This window comes from Frigidibacter sp. ROC022 (assembly GCF_024723735.1).
Classification (GTDB): domain Bacteria; phylum Pseudomonadota; class Alphaproteobacteria; order Rhodobacterales; family Rhodobacteraceae; genus SLM-1.
Genome location: NZ_JANQDU010000002.1, coordinates 236,204 through 260,950, shown reverse-complemented (window position 1 = coordinate 260,950; position 24,747 = coordinate 236,204). Strand labels below are relative to the sequence as shown.

Below are 24,747 nucleotides of genomic sequence, written 5' to 3'. Positions count from 1 at the left end.
ATCAGACCGGGACGAAGGCGCCGGTTTCGGCCTCGAGCTGTTCCAGTTCCCCGGCGCCGGTGTCGGTCCACAGCCCGTGCAGCGACAGGTCATCCGCATCGACCGCCGCCTTGATGAAGGGGAAGGACAGCAGGTTCTCCAGCGAGATCACCACCGCCTGCTTTTCCAGCGCTTCCAGCTGGTCGTCGGCGGGCAGTTCGGTCACCCTTTCGTAGCCGGGGCGCAGGATGTCCATCCAGCGCCCGACGAAGGACGAGCGTTCCTCCAGTTCCGGCGCATGGCCCGAGCACATGGCGTGGCAGCCCTGGACCCCGCCGCAGCCGGAATGGCCCAGAACGATCAGATGCGCGACCTTCAGCGAGGTCACCGCGAATTCGATCGCCGCCGAGGTGCCATGCGCCTCGCCATCGGGCTGATAGGCCGGGACCAGGTTGGCGATGTTGCGGTGAATGAAGAACTCGCCCTGATCGGCACCGAAGATCGAGGTGACATGCACCCGGCTGTCGCAGCAGGAGATCACCATGGCGCGCGGGCGCTGACCCTCTTCGGCCAGCCGCCGATACCAGACCCGGTTCTCGGCATAGCTTGTGGCTTTCCAGCCGTGAAACCGCTTGATCAGGTAGCTGGGGAGGGGGCGTGCGTGCTGCATGGGGCTCTGCTGTTCTGGGGATGTCCCCGGTTTAGGACGGATTCGCACCAATTTCGAGCCATTTTTCGCGACCGCAGAAAGGGTTGGTGAAGCCCGCCGTGCCAGGGTGGCCGCGGGGGTCAGGTGGAGTGTGGAGCCGATGATCGTGTCGATGCTGGATATGCGGGAACATGTGGCGCTGGATCGCAGCCCGATCGAGGAGATGTGCCGGTCGCTGGGCGTCGAGAAGGCCGAACGACTGGTCGGCGGCGCGATGGAGGAACTGGCGGTCTGGATATCGCGGGCCGATCCGATGTGGCGGCAGGGCCGGATCGAGGAATTGCGGCAGCTGGCCGGGCAGGTCGCGCCGCTGGCCGAGCGGCTGGGGATGCCGAATCTGGCCGCGGTGGCGGCGCAGCTGGTCGCGCTTTGCGCCCGCGACGATCCGGCGGCGCTGGCCGCGGTTGCCAGCCGGATGATCCGGCTGGGCGAGAGCTCGCTGGTGGCGATCTGGGAGTTGCAGAATCTGTCCGGCTGAGCCGCGGCGGGCAGGGCCGGCGTCGGGGTGGCGCCGGTCCGCATCTGCCGGCGCGGCGCGTCCAGGGGGCTTTCAGGCCCCCTGCGAAGGGTCTAGGGTCCGGGCAAAACCCGGAGACCGACGATGCTTGATACCCCCGATGCCCTGCGATTCGCCCCGCCGTCCGACTCGGCCCTGCCGCTGCATTTCGTTGCGGCCTCGGGGCTGGAGGCCTGGCTTGCGGCGCAGCCCGGGCCGGTGCGGGACTGGCTGACGGTTCTGGGTCATGGGCCGAAGAGCCGGAGGCCGGTGCTCGTGCCGGGGCCGGACGGGCGCCCGCTTCTGGCGCTGGCGCTGCGCGAGGACGGCCCGGCCGCCGACCGGCAACGCTTTGCCCTGGCCTCGGTGCGCAAGGCGCTGCCGGCCGGAGACTGGCGGCTGGTCACCGACCTGGACGGCGCGGCGCTGGAAGAGGCGGCGCTGGCCTGGCTTCTGGAGGGCTATCGCTTCACCCGCTACAAGGCCGCCGCCGCGCCTGCCGCCCGGCTGGTGGCGCCGGACGGGATCGACGCGAACCGGATCGAGGTGCTGGCCGCGGCCGAGGCGCTGACCCGCGACCTGATCAACACCCCGGCCTCGGACATGGGTCCGGAAGAGCTGGAAGAGGCCGCGCGCAGCGTGGCCCAGGCGCATGGCGCGGTGGTGCAGGTGGTGCAGGGCGATGCGCTGCTGGCCGAGAACCTGCCGATGATCCATGCCGTCGGTCGTGCCTCGCCCCGCGCGCCGCGGCTGATCGAGATGACATGGGGGACGGAGGGCCCGGTGCTGGCGCTGGTCGGCAAGGGGGTCTGTTTCGACACCGGCGGGCTTGACCTGAAGCCGGCGGCGGGCATGGGGCTGATGAAGAAGGACATGGGCGGGGCGGCGACGGTTCTGGGCCTGGCCCAGGCGATCATGGCGCTGCAGCTGCCGCTGCGGCTGCGGGTGCTGATCCCGGCGGTCGAGAATGCGGTGTCGGGCAATGCGTTCCGGCCGCAGGACGTGCTGACCAGCCGCAAGGGGCTGACGGTCGAGGTCAACAACACCGATGCCGAGGGCCGGCTGGTGCTGGCCGATGCGCTGGCGCTGGCGGATGAGGGCGATCCGGCGCTGGTGATCTCGATGGCGACGCTGACCGGCGCGGCGCGGGTCGCGGTGGGGCCGGACCTGGCGCCCTTCTATGCCACCCGCGATGCCGATGCGCAGGCGGTGTCGGCGGCGGCGGCTGGGGCGGCCGACCCGGTCTGGCGGATGCCGTTCCACGCCCCCTACGAGACGCTGATCGAACCGGCGATGGCCGATCTCGACAATGCGCCCTCGGGCGGCATGGCGGGCTCGATCACCGCGGCCCTGTTCCTGCGCCGTTTCGTCACCGCCTGCCCGCGCTACCTGCATTTCGACATCTACGGCTGGCAGCCCAGGGCGGCGCCGGGCCGGCCCAAGGGCGGTGTCGGCCAGGGCGCGCGGGCGTTGCTGGCGGCGCTGCCGGCGCTGCTCGATCTGTAGGGGGCCGGGATGGACCGCCGGATCACGCCGTTCTCGGGCCGCGTCGCCGCCAGCCACCTGCGCGGCCAGGTCGCGGCCGAGCTGTATATCGACCCCGAGCCGCATCAGGCCCGGGGCAACCCGTTCCTGCTCGACCGCCCGGAGGGCGCCCGCGACCGCCAGCTGCTGAGCGGCGATGCGCTGGACCTCTACGAGCGCCGCGACGGCTGGGCCTATGTGCGGGCGGCGAAAGATGGCTATTGCGGCTGGCTGCCCGAAACCGCGCTGGCGCCGCCGGGGCCGGTGACGCATCGGGTCGCGGTGCGCACGACCTGGGCCTATCCGGCCCCGAGCTCGCGGCAGGCGGCGCTGTTCGACCTGCATTTCGGCGCCCGGGTGCAGCAGCTGGCCGCCGAGGACGGCTGGAGCGAGATCAGCTGCGCCGGGCTGCGGGGCTTCGTGCCGAGCGGGCATCTGAAACCGGCCGACAGCGTCGAGACCGATCCGGTCGCGGTGGCGCGGCTGTTCCTGGGCACGCCCTATGTCTGGGCCGGGAACAGCGGTTTCGGCATCGATTGCTCGGGGCTGGTGCAGGCGGCGCTGCTGGCCTGCGGCATTGCCTGTCCGGGCGACAGCGATCTGCAGGAGGCGGCCTTGGGCCGGGCGCTGGAGAAGGATGCGGCGCTGCGCCCGGGTGACCTGATGTTCTGGAAGGGCCATGTGGCGCTGGTCGCCGATCCCGGCACCCTGATCCATGCCTATGGCCATGCGATGCTGGTCGGCTACGAACCGATCGCCACGGCGGTGCCGCGGATCCTGGCGCAGGGCGAACCGGTGAGCTCGTGCCGGCGGCTCTGAGCCGGCGGGCCCGGGCTTCATCTTGAAAATATCCCCGCCGGAGGCTCCGCGGCCGGCCGCTTGCGCGGCGTCGGGCATCGGCCGGCGCCGCTGCGGCCTTCCGGGAGGAACGACGAGCGGCGGGCGACGGCCCGGCGGGGCCCGAGCCCGGCGCTGGCGATCTCAGTCGATCGGGCGGATCAGCTTGCGCTCCAGCACCGCCAGGACCGGGCGCAGCTCATGGCCGCGTTTGAGGACCTGGCCCTCGGCGCCGATCAGGGCGTAGAGCCCCTGGCGGCCGCGCAGCCTGGGGCGTTTCTCGATCCGGTAGACCGGCACTTCGGCGGTGCGGCGGAAGATCGAGAACACCGCGACGTCACGCAGGAAACTCATCCCGTAGTCGCGCCATTCGCCGGCGGCGACCATCCTGCCGTAGAGCGCGAGGATCACGCCAAGCTCCTGCCGGTCGAAGGCGACCTGGCTGGACTGTGGCCGTTGCGGAAACGGCGTCGGGTTCGAAAGTGTCATGTTTCCGAAACTGCGCCCGCCACAACCACAAGGCAAGTGCTGCCTTGGTTTCGCCACGAAACCACCCGTCTATGACCCAGAACCGACCCCAGATTCGCCCCTGACGGCCCGGATAAGAGGACCTGTAGCGACGAACGCTAACCCCGGTGCTGCGGTTTAATTGCCCCCACCCAGTCTGCGGCACCGGGGACATTCGTCGAGACGATCGAGGGACTGGCCCCCGCTGAAAAGCGGGGGCTTTCGTCGTTCAGGGGCCGGTGCATGCCGATCCCTAGGCAAAGCTGCCCTGACAGAACCAGCCCGAGGACATCGCGGCGCCATGGGCGTAGTAGAGCCACAGGGTCTCGCCCCCGGCGGCATCTCCGGCCATACCGGTTTCGGCCCCGGTCACCGTCACCCGCCAGTAGTCGCGCACGCCGCTGCGCCAGTCGGGTTCGTCCAGCCACCATTCCGGCGCGATCCGTTCCGGTCCCCGGGCGCGCAGGGTGCGCAGGGTGCGGCGGCGCCAGCGGAAGGTCAGCGGCAGGGTCGGGCGGTCCTCGGCCTGCACCGGCTCGGGCCGCCAGAGCACCAGCGGCCGCGGCGCCGGGGGGCGGGGCCAGTCGGTGGCGGGCTCGGACCAGGCGGCGGGCAGCACCTTGACCGCCTTTTCGGGGATATGGCTGTCGGCGGGATGCAGGCGCAGGATCGCCTCGAGCCCGATCCGCGCTCCCAGCTTGCCGATCAGATCGTCGAGCGCGGTATCGGCGCCCTGCCGGGCGGTGGCGCTGGCGGCGGCGTCGAGATGGCCGCGATGCTGGCGGGCCTTCACCGGCTCGGTCACATGCGCCTCGATCCGCAGGCAGTCGATGCCGAAGCCGGGGTCGATATCGCCGAGCTTCTGGACCAGCAGCGGCCGGATCCGGTCGGCCTCGGCCGAGGGACGGGCCAGCCCGACCTCGACCCATTGCATGGACTGGTCGGCACGGTAGGCCTGAAGCCGCAGCCGCCGGGCGCCGCGCCCCGCCGCCACCAGCCGTTCCGACAGCCGGGCCAGCAGCCGGTCGATCCCGGCCAGAATGTCGGCGTCGGTGCCGATCGGGTCCGGGAAGCTCATCCGCACCGCGAAATGCAGCGGTGCGCGGGCCGGAGAGATCGGCTCGGGCGCGACGCCCAGGGCCTGGTCCAGCCGCAGCCCGAGTTCGGCGCCGAACCGCCGGGCCAGGGCGGCGCGGGGCATTCCGGCCAGGTCGCCGATCCGGCGCAGGCCCAGCCGGACCAGCGAGGCCGTCACCTCGGGGTCGAGCCGCAGCGCCGCCACCGGCAGCCCGGCCAGCGCCTGCCGCGCCTGGCCCGGCGCCGCGATCCGGGCCGCCCGGGCGCCGGGCGCGGCCAGCCGGGGCGGTGGTCCGCCGCGTTCCCAGTTGCGCCGCTTCACCGCCCTTGCCCGGGTCGCCGGCGCCTCCTGGTCGATGGCATCGCCGCTGCGTCCCGGCCGCTCGGGCTGACCGGCGAAGCGGGCCAGCGCCCAGGCCGCGCCGGGGCTGTCGCCGATCCCGGCATGGACCGTCAGCCCCATGGCCGCGCAATCCTCTTCCGCCTGGGCCAGGAGCGCCTCTTCGCCGCCGAACAGATGCGCGCAGCCGGTCAGATCGACCAGCAGCGAGGCCGGCGGCTGATCGGCGACCCAGGGGCTGAACTTCCCGGCCCAGCGGCGCAGCACCCGCAGGAAGTCCAGCTCGGCCTGCGGGTTGCGCAGCCTTGTCGTCAGGTCGGGGCACATTGCCAGCGCATCGCGCAGCGGCTGGCCTTCGCGCAGCCCGGCCTGGTCGGCCTCGGCAGAGAGGCTGCAGAGCACCTGCGCATTTCCCCGGTCCTCGACCACCGCGAAGGGGCCGTGATCCGGCGCGGCGCGGCGCAGCAGCCGTTCGGCGCCGAGGCGCGGAAACCAAAGCGACAGGATGCGGCGTTGGGCCATGGCTGGATGTTCTTTCTTTGTTCCAGATTAGCGCCGCCGCATCCGCGAGTCGAGTCGGCTCGGCCGCCGGGCAATTCGGGCCGGAGAACCTCATATCTTGGGGATAACTTGGCGTCACAGCCTATATGCGGTGGGTGGATGTTGACTCGCCCCGGTCCGGTGCCGGACAGTTCGCGCTCAGGAATCATCCAGCCGCAAAGCCGGTCCCCCATGCGTTTCACCCGCCTTCGCCTGAACGGCTTCAAGAGTTTCGTCGATCCGACCGATCTGATGATCGCCGACGGGCTGACCGGCGTGGTCGGTCCGAACGGATGCGGCAAGTCGAACCTGCTGGAAGCGCTGCGTTGGGTGATGGGCGAGAACCGGGCCAGCGCGATGCGCGGCGGCGGCATGGAAGACGTGATCTTCGCCGGCACCAACAGCCGTCCGGCGCGGAACTTTGCCGAGGTGGCGCTGACCGTCGACAATTCGGAGCGGCTGGCGCCCTCGGGCTTCAACGATGCCGACACGATCGAGATCGTGCGGCGGATCACCCGCGATGCCGGTTCGGCCTACAAGGTCAATACCAAGGACGTCCGGGCCCGCGACGTGCAGATGCTGTTCGCCGATGCCTCGACCGGGGCGCACAGCCCGGCGCTGGTCCGGCAGGGGCAGATCAGCGAGCTGATCAATGCCAAGCCGAAGGCGCGGCGGATGATCCTGGAGGAAGCGGCGGGGATTTCCGGGCTCTATGCCCGGCGCCACGAGGCCGAGCTGAAGCTGAAGGGCACCGAGGCCAATCTGCTGCGGGTCGAGGACGTGATCGAGCAGTTGGCGGCGCAGCTGGTCAGCCTGGCCCGGCAGGCGCGACAGGCGGCGCGCTACCGCGAGATCGGCAATGACCTGCGGCGGGCCGAGGGGATGTTGCTCTACCGGCGCTGGCGCGAGGCCGACCAGGCCCGGGCCGAGGCCGAGGCGCTGCTGCGCGACCGTTTGCAGGCGGCGGGCCAGGCCGAACGCGCGGCGCGCGAGGCCGGGGTCGCGCGCGAGGCTGCCGAAGCCGCCCTGCCGCCGCTGCGCGAGGAAGAGGCGATTGCCGGGGCGGTGTTGCAGCGGCTGGTGGTCGAGCGCGACACATTGGCCGGCCAGGAGACCCAGGCGCGGCAGGCGATGCAGGCGCTGGAGGGCCGGATCGTGCAGCTGACGCGGGACATCGAGCGCGAAGAGGCGCTGAACCGCGACGCGGGCGAGACGATGCGCGGCCTGCGGGAAGAGGCCGAGGCGCTGGACGCGGCGTCGGAGGGGCACGAGGCGCGGCTGGCCGAAGCCGCCGAAGCGGCACGGGCGGCGGGCGAGGTGATGGGCGCTCGCGAGGACACGTTGCGCGATCTGAATGACGAGGTCGGGCGGCTCTCGGCCCGGCATCAGTCGGCGGCCCGGCTGGTCGAGGACAGCCGCAAGACCGTGGCGCAGGGCGAGGCGGATGCCGAAAAGGCCCGGGCGCAGCGGGCCGAGGCGGAGGCCGCGCTGGCCCGCGCCGCCGAAGGTTTCGCCGAGGCCGAAGCCGAGGTGGCTGAGGCGCAGGCACTGGCAGCCCATGCCGAAACCGTGCTGGCCGAGGCCGATGTGGCCCGGGCCGAGGCGCAGAGCCGCGAGGCCGACGCCCGGGCGGCGCGCTCGGAAGCCGAGGGCGAGCTGAACGCGCTCTCGGCCGAGGTGGCGGCGCTGGCCCGGCTGCTGGACCGCGACACCGCCGAGGACGGGCAGGTGCTGGACCTGCTGAGCGTGGCGCCGGGCTATGAAAAGGCCATCGGCGCGGCCCTGGCGGATGATCTGCGGGCGCCCCTGCTGGCCGAGGGGCGGCGCTCGGGCTGGGCCGATCTGCCGGATTACGAGGCGGCGCAGGCCCTGCCGGCAGGCGTCGAGCCGCTGGCGGCGCAGGTGAAGGTGCCCGAGGCGCTGCGGCGCCGGATCGCGCAGGTCGGGCTGGTCGATGCCGACAAGGGCGCCGCCCTGCAGGCGCAGCTTCTTCCGGGGCAGCGGCTGGTGAGCGTCGAGGGCGATCTCTGGCGTTGGGACGGATTCCGCGCGGCGGCCGAGGATGCGCCCTCGGCGGCGGCCCTGCGGTTGCAGCAGCTGAACCGGGTCGAGCAGCTGAAGCAGGAGCGCGAGCAGGCCAAGGCCCGCGCAGAGGGTTTTGGCCAGGCGCATGACGAGCTGAAGCGGCGGCTGGCGGCCTTGACCGAGGCCGATGCCAAGGCCCGCGAAGCACGGCGCGAGGCCGACCGGAAACAGGGCGAGGCGGCGCGCCGGTTGTCGCATCTGGAAGCCGACCGCAACATCGCGGCGGGCAAGGTCGAAAGCCTGAAGCTGGCGGTGCGGCGGCACGAGGACGAGACCCGCGCGGCGCGGCAGCGGCTGGCCGAGGCCGAGGCGGCACTGGCGGCGCTGCCCGATCTCGACGCGAAGCGGGCCGAGGTCGAAGAGGTCAAGATGACCGTCGAGGCGGCGCGGGTCACCATGCTGACCCGGCGGGCCGCGCATGATGAGCTGAAGCGCGACGGCGAGGCAAGGGCGCGGCGCCGGGGCGAGGTGGCCAAGGAACTGGCCAGTTGGCAGGGGCGGCTGGACAATGCCGGGCGGCGGATCGCCGAACTGGGCGAGCGCAAGGCGGCCTCCGAGGCGGAACTGGCCGAGGCCAGCGACGTGCCGGACGCCATCGCGGCGCGGCGGGCGGAACTGACCGACAAGCTCGAAAGCGCCGAGGCCCGCCGCAAGGCCGCCGCCGATGCCCTGGCCGCCGCCGAAACCACGCTGCGCGAGGCGACGCTGGCCGAGCGCGAGGCGGAAAAGCTGGCCGGCGAGGCGCGCGAATCCCGGGCCCGTGCCGAGGCCCGCAGCGAAGCCGCCCGCGAAACCGTTGCCCTGGCCGAGGCGCGGATTGCCGAGGATCTGGATCTCGACCCGGCGGCGCTGCTCGACACGCTGGACGCCGACCCCGAGACGATGCCGGGGGCCGAGGCGATCGAGGCCGAGGTCAACCGCCTGAAACGCTCACGCGAGGCACTGGGCGCGGTGAACCTGCGGGCCGAGGAAGACGCGAAATCGGTGCAGGACGAGCATGACTCCCTGGTCTCGGAAAAGGCCGATCTGGAATCGGCGGTGGCCAAGCTGCGGGCCGGGATCGCAAGCCTGAACCGCGAGGGGCGGGAACGCCTGCTGACCGCCTTCGAACAGGTCAACAACAATTTCCGGCGTCTCTTCACCCATCTCTTCGGCGGTGGCGAAGCGCGGCTGACCCTGGTCGAAAGCGACGATCCGCTGGAGGCCGGGCTGGAGATCCTCTGCATGCCGCCGGGCAAGAAGCTTTCGACGCTCAGCCTGCTGTCGGGCGGTGAACAGACCTTGACCGCGATGGCGCTGATCTTTGCCGTGTTCCTGGCCAACCCGGCGCCGATCTGCGTGCTGGACGAGGTCGACGCGCCGCTCGACGACGCCAATGTCACCCGTTTCTGCGACCTGCTCGACGAGATGACCCGGCAGACCGAGACCCGGTTCCTGGTCATTACCCACCATGCCGTGACGATGAGCCGGATGGATCGGCTGTTCGGCGTGACCATGGGGGAAAAGGGCGTCAGTCAGCTGGTCTCGGTGGACCTGAAGAAGGCCGAAGCCCTGGTGGCCTGAATACCGGGCACTCCCGGCAATCTGGTAATATGACAGGCATTTTCATTTGACCCGGGGGAAAGGGTTGGTGAAAATAAATTTCAGAGAAGGGAGACTGTTATGATGAATTTCAAGAGCCTCGCCGGCGCCGCATTGATCCTGTCCATGGCTTCAGGAAGTGCATTTGCCCAATCGAATGACGTGAAGGGCTGGACGCCCAAGCCCAAGGCGCCGATCGCCGGCGGCGGCGACAACGCGCCCAAGACGATCACCCGCGGCGAGAGCCCGAACCCGCCGCCGGGCCCCGGCGCCAATCAGAACCCCGGGCCCGCACCGGCCTTCGAGGTGGTTCTGGCCAACGATCCGGTCGGCATCCAGCAGGCGATGATGAACGCCGGCTATCGGGCCGAGCTGACCACCGATGATCAGGGCAACCCCAAGATCATCGGCACCGCCAGCAAATCGACCTACTGGATTTTGTTCCTCGACTGCCAGGCCTCGTCCGGCTGCCTGGGGCTGGAATTCTATGTGTCCTATTCGCTCGACCGAAAGCCGACGCTGGAGCAGGTTGACCAGTTCAACAACGACTTCCGCTATATCCGCGCCTTCACCAACAAGGACGGCCAGCCGCGCATGATGATGGACATCCTGGTTCGCGACGGCGGCCTGGATAAGCGGACCTTCCTGGAATATGTGCGGCTCTGGACCGTGATCATGCCGAGCTTCGAGGAAATGATCGGCGTCTGACCCGCGCCACCAAGGAAAACGGCGGCCAGCCCCGAAACGGGCTGGCCGTTTGCCGTTCGGCCCCCGGACCCTTGTCAGGCGAAGAGCCCGGCATGTTCGGCCCGCAGCGCCGCCTTCTGGACCTTGCCCATCGTGTTGCGTGGCAATTCGTCGACCACGATCAGCCGTTTCGGATGCTTGAACCGGGCCAGTTTCGCGGCAAGATCGGCCTCGATCGCCGCCAGATCGGGCGCTGCGCCCGGCTCGCGTGCCAGAAGCCCCACGGCCACTTCCCCGAAGTCCGGATGCGGCACCCCGATGACCGCACTTTCCAGAACGCCCGGCTGCGCGTCGAGCAGTTCCTCGATCTCTTTCGGATAGACGTTGAAACCGCCCGAGATGATCAGGTCCTTGCCGCGTCCGACGATATGCACATAGCCGTCGGCGTCGATCCGGGACAGGTCGCCGGTGATGAAGAACCCGTCCGGGCGGAACTCGGCAGCGGTCTTTTCGGGCATCTGCCAATAGCCGGAAAACACGTTCGGGCCGCGCACCTCCAGGGTGCCGATCTCTCCCTGCGGCAGTTCCTTGCCGGAGGGGTCGCAGACCCGGATCTCGACCTCGGGAAGGGCAAAGCCGACGGTGCCCGGCCGCCGTTCGCCTTCATAGGGGTTCGAGCAGGTCATGTTGGTTTCGGTCATGCCGTAGCGTTCGAGAATGCGGTGCCCGGTCCGGTCCTCGAACTGGCGATGGGTGTCGGCCAGCAGCGGGGCCGAGCCGGACACGAACAGCCGCATGTGCGCGGTCGCGGCGCGGTCGAAGCCGGGATCGTCCAGAAGCCTCGTGTAGAAGGTCGGCACCCCCATCATCACGGTCGCCTGCGGCAACAGGCGTAACGCTTCGGCGGTGTTGAACTTCGGCATCAGGATCATCTGCGCGCCAGCCAGCAGGCAGGTATTGGTCGCCACGAACAGCCCGTGGGTATGGAAGATCGGCAGGGCGTGCAGCAGCACGTCGTCGCGGGTGAAGCGCCAGAGATCGGCCAGGGCTTCGGCATTCGACAGCAGGTTGTTCTGGGTCAGCATCGCGCCCTTCGAGCGCCCGGTGGTGCCCGAGGTATAGAGCAGCGCCGCCAGGTCTTCGCGGGTCCGCTCGACCGGGGCGAAGGTCTCGGGCAGGCCCTCCGCGGCGGCGGGGAAGCTGCCCTCGCCCTTGGCGCCCAGGGTCATCAGGCTGGCGCCGTGGCGACTGGCGATCGGCGCCAGCGCGGACTCGGAGGCCGGATCGCAGAGCACCAGCCCGGCACCGGAGTTGCCGATGAAATAGTCGAGCTCGGGGGCCGTATAGGCGGTGTTCAGCGGCAGGAACACGATCCCGGCCGCGACGGCCGCGGCAGTGACCGCCAGCGCCTCGGGCGACTTCGGAACCTGCATCGCGACGCGGTCACCGGGCGCCAGCCCCCGGGCGGTCAGCAGGTTGGCATAGCGATGGGCCATGCGCAGGAAGCCGTCGAAGCTGATGGTGCTGCCGTCCGGCAGGATCAGGAACGCGCGGTCGTTGCCCAGATGCTGGCCGAACAGCCGGTCGTAGAGCGGATTTGTCATTGTTGGAGTCTCCCTGGCGGAGTTCTAGCGCAGACGCGCCAGAGGATGAATCCGAAAAAGACACCGGGCCGGCCGTATCGCCCGCTCTGTTCAGACCGCCTGGCTGTAGCCCGTCGGCTTCGCCGCATAGGCATCGAAATGGCGGGCGATGATCCGTGTCAGGCTGCGGGCATCGGGCAGGATGGTCAGCACGTCGCCGTCGAGCCGGGTGGTGTCGGGCATGGCCTCGGCCAGACCATCCAGCAGCGCCCGGGCCTGGCCCGGTGCGGCACCGCATTCCAGCGACAGCGCCTCCAGATCGGCGCGGAAATCGCACATCAGCGCCTCGATGATCCGGCCCCGAAGACGGTCCTCTCCGGCGAAGGCGTGGCCCCGCGCGGTGGCCAGACTGCCGCGCCGGACCGTCGCCTGATAGGCGCCGGTGGCCGAGAGGTTCTGTGCATAGCCCTGCGGATAGCGCGAGATCGCCGAGGCGCCCAGCCCGATCAGCGTGGCCGCGGTATCATCGGTATAGCCCTGGAAGTTGCGCCGCAGTCGGCCTTCCCGCGCCGCCGTGGCCAGACCGTCGCCGGGCAGGGCGAAATGGTCGATGCCCACCGCCTGATAGCCGGCCTCGGTGAACAGATGCTCGGCCGTCGTGGACAGTTCCAGCCGGGCTTCCGGCGGCGGCAGCGCCTCGGCCGGGATCAGGCCCTGGCGCCGCGCCATCCAGGGCACATGCGCATAGCCATAGAGCGCAACCCGGTCCGGCCGCAGCGACAGCACCTTCCGGACGCCGTCCGAAATCCGCTCCACGGTCTGGAAGGGCAGACCATAGAGCAGGTCCATGTTGAGGCTGGTCACGCCCCGGGCCCGGATCGCTTCGACGGTGCTGGCGGTCAGCTCGTAGCTTTGCTGGCGACCGATCGCCTTCTGGATCTCGGGGTCGAAGTCCTGCACCCCGATCGAAGCGCGGTTCATCCCGGCCTCGGCCAGGGCATCCAGCCGGTCGTCGTCCAGCTCGTTCGGGTCGATCTCGACCGAGAATTCGTGTCCGGAGGCGAAGGGCAGCACCTCGGCGATTGCCCCCGCCAGCTGCCGGATCTGGGGCCCGGTCATCAGTGTCGGGGTGCCGCCGCCCCAGTGCAGGCGGGACAGGGTGACGCCCTCGGGCAGCCGGTCGACGACCAGCGCAAGCTCGGCCAGCAGGGTCTCGACATAGGCCTGTACCGGCTCGGCCGAGGTGGTGCCCTGGGTGCGGCAGGCGCAGAACCAGCACAATCTGCGGCAGAAGGGAACATGCAGGTAAAGCGAGACCTCGGCGCCCGGCGAGAGGCGGCCCAGCCAATCCTCGACGGTGGTGTTTCCGACCCGGTCGGAGAACTGCGGGGCCGTGGGATAGGAGGTGTAGCGCGGCACGCGCGAGTCGAAGAGGCCCAATTGCCGCAGTTGCGAAATGTCCGTCATGTGATTAACTAGAGTTGAGACCGGGAATTCCTCCTTGACCTGGATCAAACGCGCGGACGAATGGACAAGATAGCCTTTGACACCAAGGACTGCGGTTCTTGCCCGATCCGCCACCGCGCAGTCTGCGCGAACTGTCAGGCTGACGAACTGGCGCAGCTCGAGGCGATCAAGTTCTATCGCACCTATCAGGCCGGACAGCCGATCGTCTGGGCCGGCGACCGGCTGGAATTCGTCGCCTCGGTGGTCACCGGAATCGCCAGCCTCAACCAGACGATGGAGGATGGGCGCCGGCAGATGGTCGGGCTGCTGTTCCCGTCGGATTTCCTGGGCCGCCCGGGCCGCAATGTCGTGAATTACGATGTCACCGCGATGAGCGAGGTGACCCTGTGCTGTTTTCGCAAGGCGCCCTTCGAGGACCTTCTGCGCCGGGTGCCCAGCGTCGGCAGCCGGCTGCTGGAAATGACCCTGGACGAGCTCGACTCGGCCCGCGAATGGATGTTGATCCTGGGGCGCAAGACCGCGCGCGAGAAGATCGCCAGCCTGCTGGTGATCATCGCCCGGCGGCAGGCCGGCCTGCTGCTGACCAAGCCCGGTGACGGCGCCCAGTTCGATCTGCCCATGTCGCGGGAATCGATGTCGGAATACCTCGGCCTGACTCTGGAAACCGTCAGCCGCCAGATCTCGGCGCTGAAGAAGGAGGGCGTGATCGTGCTGTCCGGCAACCGCTCGGTTACCGTGCCCGATTTCGACCGGCTGCTGGAAGAGACCGGCGACGACGTCGATGGCGGGATGCTGGCCTGACGCCGACCGCGCCGCCGCTGCCATTCAGCACCTCCAGAACCCTGACGCCGAGGCTGTCGCTGAAGACCTTTCGGGATGCCGGGCCGAAGTTCCGTGCCTTGAGTCCGGGAAGCATCGGACGCTCATAGGCAGAGGGTTGCCGCCGGTCCGGGCGCCCGGAACCGGCGTGATGGGGGCAGGGCCCTTCGGCCCCGCCAGGAGTTAGTGCACCATCAGAACCGGCACCTTGGCATGTTCCAGCATGTTGCGTGTCGCGCCGCCGAGGATCGATTCACGCAGCCGCGAATGGCCATAGGAGCCCATGACCAGAAGATCGGTGCCGCTGTCCTCGACATGCTGGGTCAGCACGTCCGAGACCGAAGGCATGGTGCGCGCCAGGATCCGGATCGAGGCCGTGACGCCGTGCCGGGCCAGCAACTGGGCCAGACGCCCGCCGGGATCCGAACGGTCGGGGCCGTGGCGGGGCGGATCGACGATGACGATCTCGGTCTCGCTGGCGGCCTGCATGACCGGCAGGGCGGCCCGCATGGCGCGCATCGCCTCGGGCGAATCGTTCCAGGCCAGGGCCACGTGGTCGAATTTCTCGGGCATCGCGTCATCGGGGATCACCAGCACCCGGGCGTCGGCCCCGAACAGCGCCGATTCGACGATCTGAACCTGCGGTGTGCCGCGACCCTCTCCATAGGGCCGGGCGGCGATCACCAGATCGCTGAACCGCGCCGCATCCGATACGGTGGCCGAAACCCCGACAATCGGTGTCGCGACGGCCGAGACCGACCAGCGGATGTCGGTGCCGTCCAGCTTCTGCTTGACCGCGGTCTCCAGCGTCTTGGCATGGCGGTCGGCCTCTTCCATCGCGCCCGGAAGGGCAATCGCCTGGGCGCCGGTGTAGTAGACCTCGGGCTGGGTCAGGTCGATGCCGAGGCACAGCACGTCCAGATGCGCGTCAAAGCGCCGGGCCAGCGTGACTGCCGCGTCCAGCGCGTTGGCGTCGAGTGTCATGTCGGTGACGAATGTGGTGAGTGTCTTCCAGGTCATGGCCGGACTCCGTGATGCAGTTTCCAACAGGTTGCGCTGTCGCGGTTGCCCCCGCCTTGACCTGCATCAACCCGGATTGCCGCATGGGAACCGGCATCGGGGCAGAGTCTGAGGCTTGCCAGACACGGGCGCAACCGTAGAGTGAAAGGGTAGCTTCGGCATCACCGCGTGACAGGGTGCGGTGCAAGACAAGGTCAGGATGTCGCGGTTCCGTGAAGCAGCGTGACCAAAGCGGAGCATCTGGTGTAGAGCTTTGATATGGATCAAGGCTTGCGGTCGGGAAACCGGCCAGACGGGCACAAAAAGGCGAACAGCCCCCAAAATGCCCCGGCTTTTTGGGTGGGAAGTCGAAGGGGACCGACGGCATGAAGGACTTTGTGAAACTGGTGGCGCTTGGGTTGATCGCCCTTGCTGCGGCCATCGCTGCGAATTTCGCACGCGATCCGGCCTATCTGATCCATGCGCTGCTGATCATGGCAATCGCGGCGGGGATGTTCATCTGGCAACTGCGCCATGTCGGCGATCCGGCGCCCGAGCCGGATACCGGCTATGCCGACGGTGTGGTTCGCGCCGGGGTGATCGCCACGGTGTTCTGGGGTGTGGTCGGCTTTCTGGTCGGCACCTACATCGCCTTCGAACTCGCCTTTCCGGTCCTGAACATCGAATGGGCGCAGGGCTTCACCAACTTCGGCAAGCTGCGCCCGCTGCACACCTCGGCCGTGATCTTCGCCTTCGGCGGCAACGCCCTGATCGCCACCAGCTTCTATGTCGTGCAACGCACCAGTGCGGCGCGGCTCTGGGGCGGCAACCTGCACTGGTTCGTGTTCTGGGGCTACCAGCTGTTCATCGTGATGGCCGCCACGGGCTATCTGCTGGGCGCCACCCAGTCCAAGGAATATGCCGAGCCCGAGTGGTACACCGATCTCTGGCTGACGATCGTCTGGGTCGCCTATCTGGCGGTGTTCCTGGGCACCATCATGATCCGCAAGGAAAAGCACATCTACGTCGCCAACTGGTTCTACCTGTCCTTCATCGTGACGGTGGCGATGCTGCATATCGTGAACAACCTCTCGATCCCGGTCTCGATCTTCGGTGCCAAGTCGGTGCAGGTCTTCTCGGGCGTGCAGGATGCGATGACCCAGTGGTGGTACGGCCATAACGCGGTCGGCTTCTTCCTGACCGCGGGCTTCCTGGGCATGATGTACTATTTCGTGCCGAAACAGGCCGAGCGCCCGGTCTACAGCTACAAGCTGTCGATCGTGCACTTCTGGGCGCTGATCTTCCTCTATATCTGGGCCGGTCCGCACCACCTGCACTACACCGCGCTGCCGGACTGGGCCTCGACCCTGGGCATGGTGTTCTCGATCGTGCTCTGGATGCCGTCCTGGGGCGGCATGATCAACGGCCTGATGACCCTGTCGGGGGCCTGGGACAAGCTGCGCACCGACCCGGTGATCCGGATGATGGTGATCTCGGTCGGCTTCTACGGCATGTCCACCTTCGAAGGGCCGATGATGTCGATCCGGGCGGTGAACTCGCTGTCGCACTACACCGACTGGACCATCGGCCACGTCCATTCCGGCGCCCTGGGCTGGAACGGGATGATCACCTTCGGCGCGCTCTACTTCCTGGTGCCGCGGCTCTGGAACCGCGAGCGGCTCTACAGCCTCAGCCTGGTGAGCTGGCACTTCTGGCTGGCGACCATCGGCATCGTGCTCTACGCGGCGTCGATGTGGGTCACAGGGATCATGGAAGGCCTGATGTGGCGCGAGGTCGATGCCAACGGCTTCCTGGTGAACTCGTTCGCCGACACCGTGGCAGCGAAGTTCCCGATGTATGTGGTCCGGGCGACAGGCGGGGTCATGTACCTCACCGGCGCGCTGATCATGGCATATAACCTCTGGATGACGGCGCGGAAGGCCCCTGAAAAGGTCACCGCTGCGGTCCCGGCTGAATAAGGAGGCCGGTCGATGGGCATTCTCGACAAGCATAAGGTCATCGAAAAGAACGCCACGCTGCTGCTGGTCTTCTCTTTCCTCGTGGTCTCGATCGGCGGCATCGTCGAAATCGCGCCGCTCTTCTACCTGCAGAACACCATCGAGAAGGTCGATGGGATGCGGCCCTACACGCCGCTGGAACTGACCGGGCGGGACATCTACATCCGCGAAGGCTGCTATGTCTGCCACAGCCAGATGATCCGCTCGATCCGGGACGAGGTGGAACGCTACGGCCACTACTCGCTGGCGGCGGAGTCGATGTACGACCATCCGTTCCAGTGGGGCTCGAAACGCACCGGGCCGGATCTGGCGCGAGTGGGAGGACGCTATTCGGACGAATGGCATGTGGATCACCTGACCGACCCGCAATCGGTGGTGCCGGAATCGGTGATGCCCAAATACGGCTTCCTGCTGGATCGAAAGATCGAGCCGACCTACATCAAGGACCTGATGGCCACGCATCGGCTGGTCGGCGTGCCCTACACGGATGAGGACATGGAGAATGCCGAGGCCGACTTCATGGCCCAGGCCGATCCCTTTGCCGATACCGATGGTCTTCTGGAGCGCTATCCCAAGGCGGTGGTCTCGAACTTCGACCGTCAGCCGGGGATTTCCGAAATGGACGCGCTGATCGCCTATTTGCAGATGCTGGGCACGCTGGTCGACTTCTCGACCTTCGAGCCTGCGGCGAGCCGCTGAGGAGGGCCGAGAGATGGACTATCACATCCTGCGCGAAATCGCCGACAGCTGGGTTCTTCTGGCCATGTTCGGGTTCTTCGTGGTGGCGATCCTCTGGGCCTACCGGCCCGGCAGCCGCGCCACCCATAAGGACGCAAGCCAGGTTCCGTTCCGAAACGAGGATCGGCCCGCCAGCGACATGGAGACCGGGAAATGACCAAGAAACCCGTCAGAAAACAGGCCGCCGTGCGGCCCGATCCGTCGACCACCGGGCATTCCTGGGACGGCATCGAGGAGTTCAACAACCCGCTGCCGAAATGGTGGCTCTACACGCTCTATGCCTGCATCGTCTGGGCGATCGGCTACAGCATCGCCTATCCGGCCTGGCCGCTGGTCAAAGGCGCAACCGCAGGGGTGCTGGGCTATTCCTCCCGTGCCGAAGTCGCGGCGGACATCAAGGCGGTGGACGATGCGAATGCCAGCATCATGGCGGAACTGGCCTCGGCCGACCTGGACACCATCGCGCCGGGCTCGCCGCTGCACAATTTCGCGGTCAACGCCGGGGCTGCGGTGTTCCGGGCGAATTGCTCGCAATGCCACGGCTCGGGCGCGTCGGGGGCCAAGGGCTATCCCAACCTGCTTGATGACGACTGGCTCTGGGGCGGCGATCAGGAGGCGATCCTGACCACCGTGACCCACGGCATCCGCAACACCACCGACGACGACGCGCGTTACTCGGAAATGCCGCGGTTCGGTGCCGACGGGTTGCTGGAAAAGCCGCAGATCGACGAGGTCGTGCAATATGTCCTGCAACTCTCGGGGCAAGAGCATGATGCCACCAAGGCAGCCGCGGGCGCGACCGTCTTTGCCGACAACTGCGCTTCCTGCCATGGCGAGGACGGCAAGGGGGATCGTGAACTCGGGGCCCCGAACCTGACCGATGCCATCTGGCTCTATGGCGGCGACGAGGCGACGCTGACCGAAACCGTGACCAACGCCCGCTTCGGCGTGATGCCGGCCTGGGGCCAGCGGCTGACCGAAGAGCAGGTCAAGGCGGTGGCGCTCTATGTCCACCAGCTGGGCGGCGGCGAATAGCGGCAGGTCCGGAACGGAAGACCAGGCAGCGGCGCGTCCCCCTTGGGGCGCGCCGTTTTCCTTGCGCGGGGAGCGTTCGACGCCGCAGGGGCAAAGCCTGCGAATTGCCGGCCCTCCGGCCCCGGACTTGACCTAGATCAAGGCATGGGGCGCGGCTTCGATTAGCGTGAGTCCTGCCCGGACCCTTCCCCGGGTCACACCCGGCCCCGAGTCGCCCGAACGGCAAGGGGAAGGGATTGACGGAGAACTACGATGGCCGGTGGCGCAAGCCGTGGACCGGCCGAAGACTTCCGGGGGTCAAAGCCCGGAACTGGCACCGATCCTGCGATCCTGTTCGCGCGTTTTCGCCGGGATCGGTGCCAGCCCAATGCCCGGGCACAGCCATGACAGCCAAATCGCCGCACCTGCATTCGCCCTGAGCCGCTTGATTCAGGTCAAGGCGTCCGTCACCATCGGCGCGCAAGAACAGGCGTCGCGAACAGAGATCGAAAAACCTATGTCCAGCACCGATAGCCCGCCGCCGCTCTATGCCTCGCGCGAGCCCGTTTTCCCCCGCCGCGTGTCGGGCAAGTTCCGCACTCTGAAGTGGTGGCTGATGGCTCTGACCCTGGGCATCTACTACCTGACGCCCTGGATTCGCTGGGACCGCGGTCCCAACCTGCCCGATCAGGCGGTGCTGGTCGATCTGGCCAGCCGCCGGTTCTTCTTCTTCTGGATCGAGATCTGGCCGCACGAGTTCTATTTCGTGGCCGGGCTTCTCATCATGGCCGGGCTGGGGCTGTTCCTGTTCACCTCGGCCCTGGGCCGGGTCTGGTGCGGCTATGCCTGCCCGCAGACCGTCTGGACCGATCTCTTCATCCTGACCGAGCGTTGGATCGAGGGCGACCGCAACGCCCGGGTCCGGCTGTGGAAGGCCAAATGGGACCTGCGCAAGTGGCGCCTGCGGATCGAGAAATGGGTGGTCTGGGCGCTGATCGGCCTGGCGACGGGCGGGGCCTGGGTGTTCTATTTCACCGATGCGCCCACCCTGGCGGTGAACCTGGTGCATGGCACCGCGCATCCGGTCGCCTATACGACCATCGCGGTGCTGACGCTGACCACGGTGCTGTTCGGCGGGTTCGCCCGCGAACAGGTCTGCATCTACATGTGCCCCTGGCCGCGTATCCAGGCCGCGATGATGGACGAGGACACGCTGACCGTCGCCTATCGCGAGTGGCGCGGAGAGCCGCGCGGCAAGAAGCGTGAAGAGGGGCATGGCGACTGCATAGACTGCATGGCCTGCGTCAATGTCTGCCCGATGGGGATCGACATCCGCGACGGTCAGCAGATGGAATGCATCACCTGTGCGCTCTGCATCGACGCCTGCGACGATGTGATGAGCAAGATCGGCAAACCGCGCGGCCTGATCGATTACATCGCGCTGAAGGACGAGCCCCGCGAGCGTGCCGGCCTGCCGCCGACGCCGATCTGGCGCCATGTGCTGCGGCCGCGGACGATCCTCTATACCGTGCTCTGGTCGGCGGTCGGCTTTGGCCTGGTCTTCATGCTGTTCATCCGGCCCGAGATCGACATGACGGTCGCGCCGGTGCGCAATCCGACCTATGTGACGCTGTCCGATGGCTCGATCCGCAATACCTACGACATCCGCCTGCGCAACAAGCACGGCGAACCGCGCCCGTTCCAGATCGGCATCACCGCGCCGGAAGGGATGCGGGTTTCGCTGGAAGGCGCCGACTATCCGATCGTTCAGGTCAACGCGGACGAGTTGCGCTTGCAGCGGGTCTATGTCACCGCTCCTGCGGGGTCCGAGGCGGCGACCAGCGACCGCACCAGCTTCCGCTTCTGGGTCGAGGATCTGGACAGCGGCGAACGGGCCTATGACGACACGATCTTCAACGGGAGGGAGCAATGACGACGAGCGAGCGTTCGGCCGGTACCGGGAAGGAGTTCACGGGTCGCAAGATGCTGATCCTGACCGTCTCGGCCTTTGCGGTGATCATCGGGGTCAATGTCGTCATGGCATTCAAGGCGATCAGCACCTTTCCGGGGCTCGAGGTCGATAATGCCTATGTCGCCAGCCAGACCTTCGATGCCGAGCGCCGGGCGCAGGAGGCCCTGGGCTGGACTGCCGGGGTCGAGGCCGATGGCGAGACATTCCGGCTGACCCTGATCGACAGCGACGGGAACGCGGTGCGGCCCGAGAGCCTGTCGGTGATGATCGGCCGCTCGACCGAGCGCAACGACGATCAGACCCCCGAGCTGATCTTTGACGGCGAGGCCTGGACCGCCCCGGTGGAACTGGCCGGGGGCTATTGGCAGGTCTGGCTCAAGGCCGTGGCCGCGGACGGGACAGCGTTTCGCCAGCGGCTGGATCTGACGGTCCGGGGCTAGGGCCCCGATGGCCAGCACCTACCAGCCCGGCATCTCTGCCTGCCCGGCCTGCGATGCGGCTCCGATGGCCGAGGCGCTGGCCGAAAACGGCAGCGCCGGGGCCGCCGGCCGGCTGATGCTGGCGGTGCCGGGGGCGCATTGCGGCGCCTGCATCTCGACCATCGAACGGACCCTGGAGGCGACACCGGGGGTGCGCTCGGCCCGGGTCAACCTGACCCTGCGCCGGGTGACGGTGGATGCCGCGCCCTCGGTGACGGCCGAGTCGCTGATCCCGGTGCTGGCGGCGGCCGGATATGAGGCGCAGGAACTCGATGCCACCATGCTGCGCCCGACCGAGACCGACCGCCGCAGCCGCGAACTGCTGATGCGGCTCGGCGTTGCCGGCTTCGCAATGATGAACGTGATGCTGCTGTCGGTGGCGGTCTGGTCCGGTGCCTCGGATGCGACGCGGGACATGTTCCACTGGATTTCCGCCGCCATCGCGCTGCCGGTGGTGGCCTATGCCGGGCAACCGTTCTTCGTCAGCGCCTGGACCGCGCTCAAGGTGCGGCGCCTGAACATGGATGTGCCGATCTCGCTGGCGATCCTGCTGGCCTCGGGCATGTCGCTGGCCGAGACCATGCAGGGCGGCGAGCAGGCTTATTTCGACGCGGCCCTGTCGCTGACCTTCTTCCTGCTGGCGGGCCGCTGGCTGGACCATCGGACCCGTGCCGCCGCGCGGTCCGCCGCCGAGACCCTGGCGGCGCTGGACGTGCAGCGGGTGACGATGGCCGACGGGCGCGTGGTGCCGCAGGCCGAACTGCGGCCCGGCGATCTGGTGCGGGTCATGCCCGGCGCGCGGATGCCGGTGGACGGGATCATCACCGAGGGCGCCAGCGAGCTGGACCGCTCGGCCCTGACGGGAGAGAGCCTTCCGGTCGGGGTGGAGGAGGGCGCCCGGGTCACGGCGGGCGAGACCAATCTGACCGGCGCCCTGACGGTGCGGGTCACGGCGGCCGGCAAGGATTCGACCCTGCACCGGATGGCCGATCTGGTCGCCCTGGCCGAGACCGCGCGCAACCGATACACCTCGCTGGCAGACCGGGCGGCGCGGATCTATGCGCCGGCGGTGCATCTTCTGGCCGCGGCGGCCTTTGTCTTCTGGTTTCTGTCCAGCGGCGATGCGCGGCTGGCGCTGAACATTGCCGTGGCGGTGCTGATCATCACCTGCCCCTGCGCCCTGGGGCTGGCGGTGCCGGCGGTGGTGACGGCGGCATCGGGGCGGCTCTACCGGCATGGACTTCTGATCAAGAACGCGACCGCGCTGGAACGGCTGGCCGAGGTCGATCACGTGGTCTTCGACAAGACCGGCACCCTGACGCTGGGCCGTCCGGTGCCCGATCCGCTGCCCGACGATCCGGAGGCCCTGTCGGTGGCGCTGGCTCTGGCCGAAGGCTCGGCGCATCCGCTGGCGCAGGCCCTGGCCGAGGCGGCGCAGGCGGCGGGGGTGCAAGCGGCGGCGCTTTCGGACCGGGTCGAGGTGCCGGGCCATGGCGTTCAGGCGCTGTGGCAGGGGCAGGAGGTCCGCCTGGGCCGCGCCGAATGGACCGGCGGCGACGCCGCGCGCGACGGCGCCGGCGTGCAGACCACCGCGACCTGGCTGCAACTGCCGGGCCGGCGGCTGGCCTTCACCTTCACCGACCGCCTGCGTCCCGGCGCCGCCGAGATGGTCGCCGAGCTTCAGGCCCGTGGGCTGACGGTCGAGCTGCTGTCGGGCGACAGCGCCGGCGCGGTGGCGGCGGTGGCGGAGCAGCTCGGAATCACCGACTGGCAGGCCGGGCTGCTGCCGGAAGCCAAGGCGGCCCGGCTGGCGCAACTGGCCGACGAGGGCCGCCGGGTGCTGATGGTGGGCGACGGGCTGAACGATACGCTGGCCCTGGCTTCGGCCCATGCCTCGATCTCTCCGGCCACCGCGCTCGAGGCGGCGCGGGTGGTGTCGGATGTGGTCCTGCTCGGCCAATCCCTGGCGCCGATCCCAGACGCCCTGCGCACCGCCCGCTCTGCCACGCGCCGAATCGTCGAGAATTTCGGCCTGGCCGCGACCTACAACATGATCGCGGTGCCGCTGGCGCTGGCGGGCCTGGCGACACCGCTGGCCGCGGCGCTGGCGATGTCGTCCTCGTCCATCATGGTGTCTCTGAACGCGCTGAGGCTGCGCTGATGCAGGTGCTGGCCTGGCTGATCCCGGTGTCGCTGCTGCTGGGGGGACTCGGGCTGGCGGCCTTCATCTGGGCCTTGCGGCGCGGGCAATTCGACGACCCGGAAGGCGACGCGCAACGGTTCCTCACCGACGACTGGGACGACCACCCGCGGCCCTGAGCCGGCCGCGATCCGCCATGTATACGGCCCGTGGCGCCCTTTCCGGGCGGCCTATCTGCTTGACAGCGGGGGTGTAGCCGTCAAGCGTCTGTCCCACCGCATGATTTGGACAGGCAATGCGCCGCATCTTACTCAGACCGATCCGGACAGCCCTGCTCTGCCTCGCCGTTTGCGGCGGCCTGACGGCATGGCCGGGTCCGGGGGCCGCGCAGGCCGGCCAGCCCCGCGAGTTCTGGATTGCGCCCGAGTCCTATCAGATCGACCCGGGCGATCAGCTGGTAGCCTATCTGCGTGCGGGCCGGCATTTCGAGGGCGAGAACCTGGGGTTCTCGGCGGGCGGGCTGCATCGGTTCGAACTGCTTTGCGGCGACACGAAGATTCCGGTGGAGGGGGACTCGGGCGACATGCCTGCCGTGCGCCTGGAGGTCGGGGAAGAAGGCCTGGCGCGGATCATCCATGAAAGCAGCGGCCCGGCGGTGCTCTGGTCGGACTGGTCCGATTTCGAGTCCTTCGTGCGGGCACGGGACTTTCCCTGGGCGATCGAGGACCATCGTGACAGGGGCTTGCCCGAAGACGGCTTCCGCCAGAGTGCGCAGCGCTATGCCAAGGCCCTGATCGCGGTCGGGAACGGCGCCGGAGAGGACCGCGCCGCCGGGCTAGAGGCCGAGATCGTGGCTCTGGCCAATCCCTATGCCGACGACATCTCGCAGGGTCTGCCGCTGCTGGTGCTGTATCAGGGCAAACCGCTCAAGAGCGCCCGGGTCACGGTGCAGTCACGCGGCGCGGACGGGCAGGTGACCCGCCGGGTGCGCTGGACCGACATGGACGGCAAGCTGACGGTCAGAACCCGGCCCGGCACCGAATACCTGGTCGATGCCGTGGTGCTGCGGCCGCTGTCCGGGAGCGTCAAGAACAACACCCCGGTGTGGGAGGCGCTCTGGGCCTCGCTCACCTTCCGCACGCCCGATCCGACCTAG

The 24,747-nt window shown here is 68.6% G+C and carries 21 protein-coding genes; 15 read left to right on the top strand and 6 right to left on the bottom strand.

Going from position 1 to position 24,747, the window contains the following annotated elements:
* Position 1: 1 nt before the first annotated feature.
* On the bottom strand, positions 2-649 hold the full coding sequence (locus NUW50_RS07930; RefSeq protein ID WP_258288566.1) for a carbonic anhydrase: 648 nt from the start codon (positions 647-649) through the stop codon (positions 2-4).
* 145 nt (positions 650-794) lie between these two features.
* Between NUW50_RS07930 and NUW50_RS07925 the strand changes: the two genes are divergently transcribed.
* The 3 genes from NUW50_RS07925 to NUW50_RS07915 all read left to right on the top strand — a co-directional run bounded on the left by NUW50_RS07925 (position 795) and on the right by NUW50_RS07915 (position 3,527).
* Entirely contained in the window at positions 795-1,166 is a 372-nt protein-coding gene (locus NUW50_RS07925) for a hypothetical protein (protein WP_258288565.1), read from the top strand.
* Positions 1,167-1,289: 123 nt separating this feature from the next.
* A complete protein-coding gene (locus tag NUW50_RS07920) occupies positions 1,290-2,690 on the top strand; it encodes a leucyl aminopeptidase family protein (RefSeq protein ID WP_258288564.1) in 1,401 nt (466 codons plus the stop codon).
* Positions 2,691-2,699: 9 nt separating this feature from the next.
* Complete coding sequence (locus NUW50_RS07915; protein ID WP_258288563.1) at positions 2,700-3,527, top strand: C40 family peptidase; 828 nt, start codon at positions 2,700-2,702, stop codon at positions 3,525-3,527.
* Positions 3,528-3,689: 162 nt separating this feature from the next.
* Here NUW50_RS07915 and NUW50_RS07910 read toward each other — a convergent pair whose 3' ends face one another.
* Together NUW50_RS07910 and NUW50_RS07905 are read right to left on the bottom strand one after the other, a co-directional pair.
* The gene (locus tag NUW50_RS07910; RefSeq protein WP_258288562.1) at positions 3,690-4,034 is read right to left on the bottom strand and encodes a DUF2794 domain-containing protein; all 345 of its coding nucleotides are present in this window, start codon (positions 4,032-4,034) and stop codon (positions 3,690-3,692) included.
* Positions 4,035-4,305: 271 nt separating this feature from the next.
* Entirely contained in the window at positions 4,306-5,991 is a 1,686-nt protein-coding gene (locus NUW50_RS07905) for a Y-family DNA polymerase (protein WP_258288561.1), read from the bottom strand.
* A gap of 210 nt (positions 5,992-6,201) precedes the next feature.
* Between NUW50_RS07905 and smc the strand changes: the two genes are divergently transcribed.
* The gene (gene smc, locus NUW50_RS07900) at positions 6,202-9,657 is read left to right on the top strand and encodes a chromosome segregation protein SMC (protein WP_258288560.1); all 3,456 of its coding nucleotides are present in this window, start codon (positions 6,202-6,204) and stop codon (positions 9,655-9,657) included.
* Between the two features lie 99 nt (positions 9,658-9,756).
* A complete protein-coding gene (locus tag NUW50_RS07895; protein ID WP_258288559.1) occupies positions 9,757-10,383 on the top strand; it encodes a YbjN domain-containing protein in 627 nt (208 codons plus the stop codon).
* Positions 10,384-10,457: 74 nt separating this feature from the next.
* Here NUW50_RS07895 and NUW50_RS07890 read toward each other — a convergent pair whose 3' ends face one another.
* Together NUW50_RS07890 and hemN are read right to left on the bottom strand one after the other, a co-directional pair.
* Entirely contained in the window at positions 10,458-11,966 is a 1,509-nt protein-coding gene (locus tag NUW50_RS07890) for a malonate--CoA ligase (RefSeq protein ID WP_258288558.1), read from the bottom strand.
* A 90-nt stretch (positions 11,967-12,056) separates the two neighbouring features.
* Entirely contained in the window at positions 12,057-13,412 is a 1,356-nt protein-coding gene (hemN, locus tag NUW50_RS07885; RefSeq protein WP_258288557.1) for an oxygen-independent coproporphyrinogen III oxidase, read from the bottom strand.
* Positions 13,413-13,472: 60 nt separating this feature from the next.
* Here hemN and fnrL point away from each other — a divergent pair, with 60 nt between their 5' ends.
* Complete coding sequence (gene fnrL, locus NUW50_RS07880) at positions 13,473-14,213, top strand: transcriptional regulator FnrL (protein WP_258288556.1); 741 nt, start codon at positions 13,473-13,475, stop codon at positions 14,211-14,213.
* 201 nt (positions 14,214-14,414) lie between these two features.
* On the opposite strand, the gene NUW50_RS07875 is transcribed toward fnrL, so the two are convergent.
* A complete protein-coding gene (locus NUW50_RS07875) occupies positions 14,415-15,251 on the bottom strand; it encodes a universal stress protein (RefSeq protein WP_258288555.1) in 837 nt (278 codons plus the stop codon).
* Between the two features lie 365 nt (positions 15,252-15,616).
* Here NUW50_RS07875 and ccoN point away from each other — a divergent pair, with 365 nt between their 5' ends.
* From ccoN to NUW50_RS07830, 9 genes are all read left to right on the top strand, one after another.
* Complete coding sequence (ccoN, locus tag NUW50_RS07870) at positions 15,617-17,209, top strand: cytochrome-c oxidase, cbb3-type subunit I (protein WP_258288554.1); 1,593 nt, start codon at positions 15,617-15,619, stop codon at positions 17,207-17,209.
* Between the two features lie 12 nt (positions 17,210-17,221).
* Entirely contained in the window at positions 17,222-17,947 is a 726-nt protein-coding gene (gene ccoO, locus NUW50_RS07865; RefSeq protein WP_258288553.1) for a cytochrome-c oxidase, cbb3-type subunit II, read from the top strand.
* A 13-nt stretch (positions 17,948-17,960) separates the two neighbouring features.
* Entirely contained in the window at positions 17,961-18,143 is a 183-nt protein-coding gene (locus NUW50_RS07860) for a cbb3-type cytochrome oxidase subunit 3 (protein ID WP_258288552.1), read from the top strand.
* Positions 18,140-19,021 (top strand): cytochrome-c oxidase, cbb3-type subunit III, encoded by an 882-nt coding sequence (gene ccoP / locus NUW50_RS07855; protein ID WP_258288551.1) that lies wholly within the window; start codon positions 18,140-18,142, stop codon positions 19,019-19,021. The genes NUW50_RS07860 and ccoP overlap by 4 nt, the downstream gene beginning before the upstream one ends.
* A 496-nt stretch (positions 19,022-19,517) precedes the next feature.
* Complete coding sequence (gene ccoG / locus NUW50_RS07850; RefSeq protein WP_258288550.1) at positions 19,518-20,933, top strand: cytochrome c oxidase accessory protein CcoG; 1,416 nt, start codon at positions 19,518-19,520, stop codon at positions 20,931-20,933.
* Positions 20,930-21,412, top strand: a complete 483-nt coding sequence (locus NUW50_RS07845; RefSeq protein ID WP_258288549.1) for a FixH family protein — start codon at positions 20,930-20,932, stop codon at positions 21,410-21,412. The genes ccoG and NUW50_RS07845 overlap by 4 nt, the downstream gene beginning before the upstream one ends.
* A gap of 7 nt (positions 21,413-21,419) precedes the next feature.
* On the top strand, positions 21,420-23,612 hold the full coding sequence (locus tag NUW50_RS07840; protein WP_258288548.1) for a heavy metal translocating P-type ATPase: 2,193 nt from the start codon (positions 21,420-21,422) through the stop codon (positions 23,610-23,612).
* On the top strand, positions 23,612-23,770 hold the full coding sequence (gene ccoS / locus NUW50_RS07835) for a cbb3-type cytochrome oxidase assembly protein CcoS (protein WP_258288547.1): 159 nt from the start codon (positions 23,612-23,614) through the stop codon (positions 23,768-23,770). The genes NUW50_RS07840 and ccoS overlap by 1 nt, the downstream gene beginning before the upstream one ends.
* A 116-nt stretch (positions 23,771-23,886) precedes the next feature.
* The gene (locus tag NUW50_RS07830) at positions 23,887-24,747 is read left to right on the top strand and encodes a DUF4198 domain-containing protein (RefSeq protein ID WP_258288546.1); all 861 of its coding nucleotides are present in this window, start codon (positions 23,887-23,889) and stop codon (positions 24,745-24,747) included.